Origin of the sequence: Paenibacillus montanisoli (assembly GCF_003268025.1) — a bacterium.
Lineage (GTDB): Bacteria > Bacillota > Bacilli > Paenibacillales > Paenibacillaceae > Paenibacillus_Z > Paenibacillus_Z montanisoli.
Map to the genome: position 1 here is coordinate 100,939 of NZ_QLUW01000005.1, position 11,584 is coordinate 112,522.

The following is an 11,584-nucleotide window of genomic DNA, read 5'->3' on the forward strand; positions in this document are numbered from 1 at the left end:
TCCCTGCTACACAATTTCTACATCTGCACTGCCCGGAGCAGCAGCGCCGCGAACTCTGCCCGGCTTGCGGTTCGCTCCGGCTTAAAGCTGCCGTCCGGATAACCGCCAAGCAGCCCGCTCCGTTTCATGGCCTGAATCGCGGCAGACGACCAGCGCGCCGTTTCGACGTCGCTAAACGGCGACGCATTGGGGCGGCCGGCATTCAATCGGAGCACCCGCAGCAGGATGGACGCCATCTCCTCGCGGGTAATCGGCCGGCTTGGACCGAACGCTCCGCCCGGATAGCCGCCGATCCAACCGGTTCCCGATGCTTCACTGATCGCGGTATACGCCCAGTGGGTTGCCGGCACATCGCTAAAGCCCGCTCCTTTTATCGGCACAGGCTCAAACGCCCGGACGAGCATCGAGACAGCCTCGGCCCTTGTAATGCTCTTGTCCGGATGGAAGCGGTAGTTCCCGCTCCCTTTCACGATACCGGACTTGCTGAGCGAAGCGATCGCATCCTCGGCCCAATGGCCGTCGATATCGCGGAACCCTGCCACAATCGGCTCGGCACCGATGCGAAGCCCGTAATATTGTTTGTCAAAGCTGCTGTTCGCCGTCACTTTGACATAGTACAGACCCGCTTGTACACGCTGTTCTTTGGCCATGCGGGTTTGGTTCCGTGCCGATTGCAGGGTGAATAACGGCTTCTGCCGTTTGTCAAACACCTCCGCCTTCATCCGAATGCCACTCGGAATGCCGCTAACCTGTACCGACAGCACGCTTTCGCTGTCCGTCCGCAGCTGGTACCAATCCGCATCGTTTGCCCCGATGACCCCCATATAGTTCGATCCGGGGGCAACACCGGTAGCTTCGTACGTCTTGTCGTTGGGCTCGTTAGGATCCGTATATTTCGAAATCAGCTTCAGGTTTAGCGTATACGCCGCAGCAGACGGGCCGGCTTGCGCCGACAGCCCGTTGTGAACGCGTATGTAATACAGACCCGGCGTTACCTGGATCTGTTCCGAAACCTCGCTTTCGGCTTCGCCGTTCTCATCGATTTCGTGCAGCGCTTCTCCCTGCCGCTGGTAAGCCAGCGCGGGATCGATCCGCGCGGAATCGGTGGAGAGCGTAAGCTTCAACGTGCCTCCCGTTTCAAAATGAATCGCATACCAGTCACGATCGCCCGTTTGATGAAAATTGCCCGTCAGCTGCTGGGATTGCGGCTTTAGCGTAAACGCTTGGTACGGCTTGTCGTTGATTTCATAAGCATCGGGAGCGATCTCGAACGTTGAGGTCAACAAATAAGAGAGCCGCTGCTTTGTCGTCTTGTCAAAGAAGCGCAGCTCAAATTCGTTCCTCCCTTTCTTAACGTGCCAGTCGATGGTTTGGTTCCCAAGTTTCGTTTCTTTTGTTCCTCGAACGGTGCCGCCTGCGACATGCGTCATCTGAAGAATCGGCGTCGTCGTGCCCGGCGTCGTCAAGCTCTGCAGCTGAATGGATATGACGCCGTCATAAGGCGCATCCAAGGCATACCAGTCGCGGTCCGATCCGCCGGCAAGCTCTGCGCCGATCCGTTTGCCCAGCGGAAATTTCCGCGCTTCCTGCCTGGTATTGTTTGGCTCGTAGCCGTCTGCTTTCAGCAGTCCCGTGACCACACGGTCTACCTGTAGCAGCCCGTAGCCGCTTGCATCATCCACCCCCGGTTTTCCGATGTCCCGCGCCGTTTGGCGCAGCAGTTCGCGTACCTGATACGGCTTATATCCCGGATGAACCGCCCACGCCAGCGCAGCTGCGGCGGCCACCTGCGGCGCAGCCATAGAGGTCCCTTCCTCGTGTTTATACCCGCCTCCCGGCGCAGTCGTATAGACATGCCATGGCGCCGCAAGGTCGATCTCCGAACCGGCATTGGAGCGCGGCTCCGGTTGTCCATCAGGGTCAGCCCCCGAGACCGCCAGCACCGTCGCATAGGCAGCCGGATACTTCACTTCAGCCTTCGCGCCGAGCGCCAATCCGTCGTTGCCGCTTGCGGCTACGAGCAGCGCCCCCTTGGACTCGGCATATTGCACGATGTCCCGCAGGTAGGGCGAATAGCGGTAGAGGCCGACGGACAGCACGATGATCTTCGCCCCGTGGTCGACGGCGTAAAGAATCGCTTTGCCCAGCCGCTCCTCGTCCCCGAAGCCGTCTTGGTCGAGCGCTTTGATCGGCATCAGCTTGGCATGCCAAAGCACGCCCGCGATGCCCGCTTTGTTGTTCCCCTCGCCGGCCAGCACCCCCGCCACGGCCGTGCCGTGCCCGTTGTCGTCCTCGGGCGGCTTGCCCGGACTTACGAGATTGGTGCCCGCAACGAGATTATCCTTCAGATCGGGATGGCCCAGATCGACGCCCGTATCGATGAGCGCGATGGTCAGCGCCTTCTGGTCATGAGCCTTCGACCAGGCCGCCTTCGCCCCAATCTGATCCAGGTGATGCTGCTTCGGCAGCTCCGGATCGTTGGGCTGGACTTCCGCCGCAAGCAGACGGACCCTGCTGATCGGCTCGGCATAGGCGATCTCCGGCATCCGCTGCAGCCGGAGGAGCCACTCGGACGTGTCCGCCCCGGGGTCTTCGGGGCGGACCACGTCCACGGCCGCCGCCCCCGGCATGGCTAGGCGGCGGAGCACGCGCGTACCCGGCAGCGGCTTCGCCAGCTCGGGGTCGCGCCATTTGATGAGCCAGCCGCCGGTGGGCGCGGGCTCATCGTGGCCGCCCGCGGCGGCGGGGTTGGCCGCGGCCGCCGCGATCGGCGGGCCGCCGGCTGCCGCCGCAGGCGGCAAGGCCGCGGGAGCGGCCCCTGCAGCGGCGGCGGTGGCCGCTCCCGCAGGGGCGCTCCACAGCAGCAGCGCTGCGAGCGCCGCGTGCAGCGCGAGGCGCGCGAGGCGCGAGCGCCGCGAGCGCGGAGCGACGGGCGGCTGCGCGCAGCCGCCCGCGGGCGCCGCGCCGTCGCCTGCGCAGGCGCGTGAAGCCAAGCCGCACGCCGGTACTTCCGGCGTTGCATCGCTTGGCCTGTTATAGTCTATTCGGTTGATGGAATACCGCATAAAGTTCTTCATCATAGTCTGCCTTTAACCCGCAAAATGTGATCTGAAACCTTTCGCTCCCCCAGTCCCGTTTTCCTATAAGAAATTGTTGCATAATATTAAGAAAATCGTTAGCCCCCTTAAAAGGCTATGTACTCCGATTTTATGCAGCTACAGGCATGGCTTAATCTAAAGATTGCATGAACTCACGAAGAAAGAACAAGCCCCTGAAACGGGCCATTTTTTTCCTTGTCTCATGCAGCCTTCCGCGCTTTTCAAGTATACTAGATTCATCTTTCGATTCCATAGATAAAGGAAGGCATCGCTTTGCGCCAAAAAAGGATTGTTCTGCTTTCAGCGGCTCTGGCCATTTTGCAAGTTTCTCCTACAGCTGCATCGGATATGCTCGCACCCCAGACCCGCTCCATTGTATTTCCGGCGCCCGGCCGTACGATACACGCTACTCTCACCGGAGACGATCGATTTGACATCGCGTGGCGCATGGAAAGCAAGGACCGAATCAGCAGCCTATTCGTTTCCGCCGACAATACGTTCTACTATATGGCCGCGGGGAAGAAGGCCGCCATCCTGCCATCCGGGGAGCCCGCTTTGCAGCACTCTAGTGATTCGTCCTTCCTTGTTCCCATTCCGGCCGGTATCTCGGCGAATGAAAACGCGGTAATCTCGAGTAACACAAAGCATTACTGGACCTATAAGCCCCCTGAAGGGGAGAAGTTGCGCCTTGATACGCTCCAAGCGGATCTTGCGGGCAACTTATACATACAAGATCAGCATGATGGCTGGTACTCGCTGGCTGCGGACAGCGGCAAATTACGTTATTCGCTGCAGCTGAATCTTCAAGATGCCGATGAAGCGATCGGCCCGGACTTGACCTGCAAAGCCGCTCCCTCCGGCGATGCGGTGTGCGCCTCGCCGCTGCTCGGCATCATTGGAATCCGCGATCAGTCGGCGGCGCCCCGCGTCTTCATTGACGGCTGGGAGCAGTTCTACGCGCAGAAGCCGTTTATTTCGCGAGGCACGACGCTCGTTCCGATGCGCGGCATCTTCGAGAAGCTCGGCGCCGCCGTCAGATGGAATGCCAAAGACCGTTCCATTCAAGCGAATAAATCCGGGTTAACGCTGAGGCTCGCAGTCGGCAGCATACACGCCACCGTTAATCAAAAACCGCTCATTCTAGCCGAAGCGCCTGTACTGTCGAACGGGGTAACCTTCGTACCGCTGCGGTTCATCAGCGAATCGCTCGGCGCGCTCGTCATTTGGGAGAAGCCGACGGCCGCGATCCAAATCGTTTCTTCCAAATCATCAGCTTAAGCGGAGGCACTCACATGTTCAAACGTTCCATGATGCTAGCGGTTCTCACCGTCTGCATCCTATTCGTTTCCTTTTATGCCTGGAGGGAGCTCTTTGCTTCCTCCGAAGCTCCGCGCGTTTCATTTATACCGGCTGAAACACCCTCGCTGGTGCTGGATAACCCTTATACGGGATTTGTGGCCGATGCCAGATATGACGATGCGACGCAGCCGTTCCGGCTTGCGCATGCCAATATCAGCTGGGCTGAGCTTGAACCGGCCAAAGGCGTCTATGCCTTTGATGAGATTGAGCGCGACTTTAATTTGGCGCTGTGGAAGCAGAAGAACGTCAAGCTTGTCATTCGTATTGTCATGGATTATCCGAGGAAGACGGCCCACAAGGACATCCCCCAGTGGCTGTACGAAGAGATCGGCAAGAAAGGCACCATTTACGATAACCGATACGGCAAAGGCTTTAGCCCGGACTATGCGAACCCTTTGCTCATTCAATATCACAGGCAGCTCATTAAGAAACTGGGCGAACGCTACAATGATGATCCAGCCATTGCTTTTGTCGAACTCGGCAGTCTAGGTCACTGGGGAGAATGGCACACCTATGACGGCAATGATACGGAAAAGCCGATTCCTTTTCCAAAACGGGCGATCGCGGACAAGTATGTCCAACCTTACATCGACTACTTTACGGACAAACCCCTTATGATGCGCAGACCGCATGCGATCGCGAAGAAAAACGGGATGGGCTTGTTCAATGATGCGTTCGGCGACCGGGAAGCTACGATCGACGAATTCCTGAACTGGTATACGAATGGCTATACCAATTGGCTGACGAAAGAAGAAGAGCCTGCGATGCCCGACTTCTGGAAGAATGCGCCTAGCGGAGGCGAATTCTCCAGTGACAGCAGCCTGCTGGCAGACGATACGATCGAGGAAGCGATTCTCGAAGCTAAACTGACTCATGTTTCCTGGATGGGACCCTACGCACCGTTGAAAGAACCGCTCGGCGGTCCGATGCAGCCCAACATCGACCGTTTCCTCAATACGATCGGCTACCGATTCGTGATCACAGAGGAATCCCATGAGGAAGAAATTCAGGCGGGCCAGCCGCTCCATGTTCAACTTTCCATTCTTAACCGCGGCGTAGCGCCATTCTATTTCGAGTGGCCGCTGGAGCTAAGTTTGACGGACGAAACGGGAGCTATCCGCACGTCGATGATAACGGGCACGGATATTCGCTCCTGGCTGCCAGGCCATTCCGTTATATCCGCAGAGCTGCCTGTTCCTGCCGGTCTGCCGGATGGAATCTATCAAGTGACGGCAGCCATTCTGGACCCGGAAACAGGACAGCCGGGCATTCAGCTCGCCATTAGCGGCAAAAGGGAAGACGGCAGATATCTTTTAGGCGCAGTGAGCATTACATCCCCTTAATTCAAGGCTTTGTTAAACTTTGTTGTTGATTTTCTGATTAAGCTAGCGGGCAGGATAGTTGAATAGGATATAGTGTATATGAAGCAACAAAAAAGCCGGTGGAGTACACCCACCAGCTTTTCATTAACTTATTGTTTATTATGGTAAAACTGGCCCTTCTACTACAGGCGGTGCAATAGGGATTACCACACCATTTACTTTTAAGCCACTTTCCGTATGAGAAAGTAGAGTTACTGCTGTTACTGTTTTTTGAATATTTTCATTATCAACAAGAATGTCGCCTACTACTGGTAGAGCTGGACCATCAACGACAGTAGAAGAAATTCCTGTCAAGTTAAACCCAACAACTTGTTTTTTTACTTTTGTGTCATACGAAACCGTATCGGCTAATGTTGACGTTTTGTGCTGCTTTTGAGTATGGTGTTTTTGTTTTTTACCTTCGGCGGTATCCCATTCAACCGTTATAAGGTACTCATCTTCCGATTCTTGCGAGAATACTAAACTCGAAGCGTTCGCTTGCATTTGAGCATTGTTGTAGTTCAAAGCGAGTTGAACATCACCTTTACCCACAGTACCTATTCCTGTACTGGAATCGTATGTAACTGAAGCAAGAGCAGAACCCGATAAGGATAATGTTAGTGCTAGAGCCAAAACCGCGATTTTTTTCTTCAAAGAAAATTCCTCCCAAAGTATTATCTGTATACTAATAGGAGGGTCGGTTACACTATTCGCTCCATTCAGTCCAAGTGTCCATATATAGACTGAACTTCTCAGCTCCCCTGTAGATTATGATACAAAATGGGACTTATTCTCTAGCGGCGCCACTAGCGAAATAACCAGATCATAGTCCTAATCCCTTATTTTAGTATAGGCCAAAGGTACATTTATGTATAATACATATAAGATTATATTATATAGACTCTAATCTATATATTGGAAAGTGGCATTCTCTTTGAAACTACTTCAGGCTGCAATGCTTTCAACAACTGCTAAGATTAATCAAAGTGAAGCTATAAAGCTTAAGAAAAGGGTACGATGACCAATGATAATATCAGAATCAAAAAGAACCTCTCATCCGCTAATCGGAAGAGAGGTTCTATTCTTTCTAATCGCGGCCCTTATGGCGCATAGTCCCCATTGTAGCTTACGAGGATGGCATCCTTGACGCCATCGAAGTTCGATATCTGATTGACGAATGAGGTGTTATCGTCGCTCAAGCGGATTTCCACGGTCATTTCCGTCATGTCTTTGCGCACCGTCTTGGATTTCAATACATGCTTCTTTCTGCGCAGCACCGCTCTGACTTGATCGCTCGCCCGCTCCTCATAATTCACGATCAACAAGTACGGCAAGTCCTTTCTCTCGCGCTTCGCCAGTATAAACAGCACGGCGCTGACTGCAATCGAGCCTAAAATCGCAATCGGGTAAATCTTCGCCCCGGTTGCGATCCCCACCGTAATCGACCAGAACATATACATTATATCGAGCGGATCTTTAACTGCCGTCCGGAATCGGACGATGCTTAGCGCGCCGACCATCCCGAGCGAGAGAACAATATTCGTGCTGATCGTCATAATGACAATCGTTGTCAACATCGTCATAATCACGAATGTCAGGTTGTAGTTGTGACTGTAGACCACGCCCCGGAACGTCTTGTAGTACGTCCAGTAGATGAACATGCCAAGCAGGAAGGAAATAAGCAAGCCCACGACGATTTCCACTATCGATACCTGCCTAAAGGCTTCAAGCTCTAGAATGCTGCTCTTGATCACTTCTTGAAAATTAATGGTATCCCCCACGTACGCCCGCCTCCCCCTTAACCTAATCCGCGAAGGTCTTTCTTCTTTCGCGGCAAATCACATATTTGGAAATCGTAGACCGGTTCGCGGCGGACATTTGCACGAGGCCATTAATGAAATCCGGCAGAAATTGATTATATTTCACTTCCAGAATGGTCTTCGGCCCTTCGATCGATTCGATCATAGGCAAATCTTGATCGAACATATCAAGCGACTGCACGCTCGCCTTCAAGCACTTATCGAATGTAATTCGTACATCGCTGACCGGGTAGATATACGCTTCCCGGATGTAGTCGACGACGACGGCCGGCTTCAAGAAGCCGTGCTTAGTGTCGAAATAAAAGTCTCTGGCCAGCGGATGATTAAGCTCCGGCAGAAATTCAAAGTCGCCTGCGATAAGGCTGTCGAATTGCTCGCGCGTCAGGCCAACCGATTCTTTTGCGACATAGTCATGAAATTTGCTTTTGCGTTCGAGCTTGATCAAGCTGTCGCTCTTGTTATAAATGCGAATCCGGTACTTCTTGCGCTGGAAGATGCCGTTATTCTTATCAAGCAGCGCCGTCTCATGCACATTGTCGAAATACAGGCTGCGAATATGGTAACCCTCCCGGCCGATGGAGTTCTCGTCCATCCGAAGCACGGAGCCAACGCGTTCGCGAAGCCCTAAGTACTCGTGATAATGGATATAGTACTTCAATTCATGTCGAAGCTTCTTCCCCGCAAACTGCATCGTTTATCCGCCTTTCCTGCGACCTTCACTTCAGCCCGTAAGCGTTCATCTCCGCATCCGATAACCGGAACTGCTGCCGTACCTGCTTCGTCAATTCGGCAGGCCGCTTGGCAGCGAAGCTTACCAGCTTGTCCGTCTCCGCATGCCAGCCGCTCACTGTCCCGCCCCAGCGTTCCTGATGGCGTTCCATCTCCGGTTCAAGCGCAGCCCGCGCCCGATCAATTGCGGCCGTAACCGTCTCCGTGCTCAGCGGACCGTTCAACAGCGTACCGAACCTTTTTAGGAACCGCTCACGCATGCCGGCATCCTGAAGCAGGGTTTGAAACAGCTCCACGGACGGATGCGAGGCCAGCGCCGGAGATAACAGTCTGTTCAACGTCGGCTCATCCGCTTTCCCAAAGCCGAGATCGGCGTCGTACAAGAGCCAGCGCCACTTGCCATCGTGCTGATCGGAACGCCAGTAACGAATATTGTGGTCAGGCCAATCCGTATTGCCGATATAAGCCTCCACAATCATGTAATCGAACAAATTATCCGTATCGATCATCGATTCCAGCTTCCGAATGTCCGGCGGTGACGAAGACCGCGCATCGCGCAGCTCTTCGAGCAGCAGCTTGAATGCTTTGTCGCCGCCGGCCTTCGCTTCGCCGTCCGATTCAAGCAAATCGATGGATTTGGTTTCAAGGCCATGACGATCGGCAAGCAGCTGCTCATCCAGCTTCTCGCGCAAATCATAAATGCCCCAATAGCGATTATTCAAGTAAACCGCAACAGGTCTGTACGCCTGCACATCTTCCAAGATCGGTTCCGCAATTAGCGAAGACAAGCTGTCGCGCATATGGGTCAGCGGGAAATCCTGCCCGCCGTTCCGAAGAATAATGGAATTGTACGCTTTCCGCTCCCGCTGATCGAAGAACCGGTATGCAAAGCTCTTCCCGCCATACTTCTTCTTCGCCTTCAATTCCAATGATTGCTGCGGCTGCAGACGCGATTCGCCGCCAAACAACTCCATTCCAGCGCCGCTTTCATAGGCAAGCGCACCCTCCGGGTCGAACCATTGGAAGCGGGCCGGAATCGTCTCCTCCGAGAGCCTGTCCAGGTTGGCGAGCACAACCGCTACAGGCAAGGCCGGCTTTGCTCCGATGCCGAAGAAACCGGCCGTTTCAGGTCCGGCCGTGCCGTCCTCGTAAAATAGCTTGGCTCTCACCAGCACCGTTCGATCGAGTACAATGGGCTTATCGTATGCAGTAGCAGCCGCAGTCGGCTCCGCTCCGTCCAAGGTGTAGACCAGCTTTCCCTTCATCCGCTCATCCCCGCTTAATGCGATGGCAAGCTTAGTACCTTCCGGATACCATCCTGGCTGAAGAGAGAAGCGAGGTTCCGCATTGTAACTCACATCCTGATGAGACTTTCCCTCGTTACTGCTCTGCCGTTCCATCAAGCGCCAGCCGAGCATCGCGATTGCGACCAGCACCAGCAAGAGTGAAATTCCAATCTTCTTATTCGACATAGAACTCCCTAACGCCGAAGTAGTCGTTATCATCCACATGACTAAAGGTATCAAAAGCCGGCGTGGCATTGCCCTTTGCATCTCGAGCTTCCACTTTGAAATAATAATGTCCCGGCGGCAGTTCATCGATCGTGACGGAATTTGCAGTCAGCTTCTCCGATTTGAAGATCGGGCGAGCAAATGACGGTTCCTTCGCGATTTGGAACTTATAACCGATCTCGTCTCCTTGCAAGTCGTACGAGATCTCCCAATCGAACCGGCGCTTGCCGCCCTCGGCACGCGGTTCATCGAGATAGAATGGCATCGGGTTCTCGAGCGCAGCCATAAACTTCTGCTCATTCAAGACAGGCAGCTGCTTGATCCGCTCTACCTCGCCGTTCCACTCCGAGTAGGGGTAGCGCAGGGAGGACAAGTCCGGCGTACGGCTGACAAACTCATTCACGATCGGTTTATACGTGCCGATAAGCTTGCCTAGTTCGTCGGGGTTAATGTACGTCTTCAGCTCCTTGATTTTGTCCAGCAGCTGCTGAACGTTCGCAGGTTTCTTGAAGAAGCGGTTCTCCAGCTTTACGCCCCAATAATTGTGGATCCCCCGATGCCAGCTCGCCCGCGATTCTGTCGGAATGCCTTTATAATCATAGTATCCCAGCGCCCCGTCATAGTCCCACGGCAGAAAAAACCACTTCTCCGAGTTCAAAGGCGAATACAACATGAAGTTCTGCGAGTTCGTATCCACATTATCCAGAAGGATATTCGTCCCCAGCCAAGTCAGGAAGTTATCTCTGTCAAAATAACGATCGACGACATCGTCAATATCCAAGGAAAGATCGTTCAGATCCCGGAGCATCTTAAGCAGCTTCGAATGGTCGTCGCTTCCTTTTATCTCCAAAATTCGTTCGAACTTCGACTGGTCATAAGCAGGGTCATCTTTCATTTTGAGAGCTTCGCCGAGCAGGAATTCAAAGTTAGCCGCCTTGTATAATTGCCCGTTCGGATCAAGGCCGTGTGAACGCAAAAAAGCTTTATTCGGCTGTTCAATCTGCTCATATAGACCGTAATCCTGAAAGCCGGGCACATTTCCGGTCAAATCCTTCACATGCAGACGAACGTATTGGGTTCGCAAGCTTGTGAAATCGGGAAGCCGTTTAAAGATATCGAAGCTGATTTTATTTCGCATTCGCGTAAAATCATAGGCGTGCTTGACGAGGTTGATCGTACTTTGGCTGCGCCAAAGCCCGGCTTTGTCGAAGAGCTTCACCTTGTAGCTTTTTTGATCTGCGCGCGCAGCGATGGAGGAGTTTCCCCTCAAGCTGATCTGCGCATTTGGATGCGTAGAGCCAAAGCCAAACATGCCGGACTTCGGCGACTGCTCATCGCCCTCTTGAATGATGATTTCCATCGTCTTCTCATCCGTATTTTCCTCTTTGGTCATAATGCTGTTGAGCTTCGACCATGTCATGGGATGCTCCGCCGTTTTATTCATGGCCGAAACCGTTATGTAAAGGTCTACCACATCAGTCGGACTGTCCTGTTGATAGACCGATCGATCTTCAACCAGCTTCGCGCTAAAGGCTGCAGCCAATTCAATCTTGCTCGCAGCCGGCTGATCATTCGTTCGGTCCGCTGCCGTACAACCGCTCAAGACAACAAGCATGGCCGCCAAGGTTCCCCACGTCAACAAGCCCTTATTTCTTTTGTTCATGTCATCCTCCTACCTTCTCTTGCGAAGAAGCGATATACGCAGG

Annotated in this window: 8 protein-coding genes and 1 riboswitch; of the genes, 2 read left to right on the forward strand and 6 right to left on the reverse strand. The window is 53.8% G+C overall.

Translation table 11 applies throughout. The annotated features are described in order from the left end of the window. Positions 1-17 precede the first annotated feature (17 nt). On the reverse strand, positions 18-3,080 hold the full coding sequence (locus tag DL346_RS23115; protein WP_133257562.1) for a S8 family serine peptidase: 3,063 nt from the start codon (positions 3,078-3,080) through the stop codon (positions 18-20). 291 nt (positions 3,081-3,371) lie between these two features. Here DL346_RS23115 and DL346_RS23120 point away from each other — a divergent pair, with 291 nt between their 5' ends. Next, positions 3,372-4,376, forward strand: coding sequence for a copper amine oxidase N-terminal domain-containing protein (locus DL346_RS23120; RefSeq protein ID WP_112884762.1), 1,005 nt, complete (start codon positions 3,372-3,374; stop codon positions 4,374-4,376). 14 nt (positions 4,377-4,390) lie between these two features. Continuing rightward, positions 4,391-5,800, forward strand: a complete 1,410-nt coding sequence (locus tag DL346_RS23125) for a DUF4832 domain-containing protein (protein WP_112884763.1) — start codon at positions 4,391-4,393, stop codon at positions 5,798-5,800. A 138-nt stretch (positions 5,801-5,938) separates the two neighbouring features. Here the strand turns inward: DL346_RS23125 and DL346_RS28835 are convergent, their stop codons facing one another. The 5 genes from DL346_RS28835 to DL346_RS23145 form a co-directional block, all read right to left on the reverse strand. Beyond that, on the reverse strand, positions 5,939-6,472 hold the full coding sequence (locus DL346_RS28835) for a hypothetical protein (protein ID WP_133257563.1): 534 nt from the start codon (positions 6,470-6,472) through the stop codon (positions 5,939-5,941). Positions 6,473-6,504: 32 nt separating this feature from the next. Beyond that, positions 6,505-6,588: riboswitch (cyclic di-GMP riboswitch) on the reverse strand. 330 nt (positions 6,589-6,918) lie between these two features. Beyond that, positions 6,919-7,599: a DUF4956 domain-containing protein gene (locus tag DL346_RS23130; RefSeq protein WP_112884764.1), complete on the reverse strand. Its 681-nt coding sequence runs from the start codon at positions 7,597-7,599 to the stop codon at positions 6,919-6,921. Between the two features lie 22 nt (positions 7,600-7,621). After that, positions 7,622-8,329, reverse strand: coding sequence for a polyphosphate polymerase domain-containing protein (locus DL346_RS23135; RefSeq protein ID WP_112884765.1), 708 nt, complete (start codon positions 8,327-8,329; stop codon positions 7,622-7,624). Positions 8,330-8,354: 25 nt separating this feature from the next. Continuing rightward, positions 8,355-9,839 carry a CotH kinase family protein gene (locus tag DL346_RS23140; protein WP_165822636.1) on the reverse strand — a complete coding sequence of 495 codons (1,485 nt, stop codon included), beginning with the start codon at positions 9,837-9,839 and terminating at the stop codon, positions 8,355-8,357. Then, the gene (locus DL346_RS23145) at positions 9,829-11,541 is read right to left on the reverse strand and encodes a CotH kinase family protein (RefSeq protein WP_240633379.1); all 1,713 of its coding nucleotides are present in this window, start codon (positions 11,539-11,541) and stop codon (positions 9,829-9,831) included. The genes DL346_RS23140 and DL346_RS23145 overlap by 11 nt, the downstream gene beginning before the upstream one ends. Between the last annotated feature and the right edge of the window lie 43 nt (positions 11,542-11,584).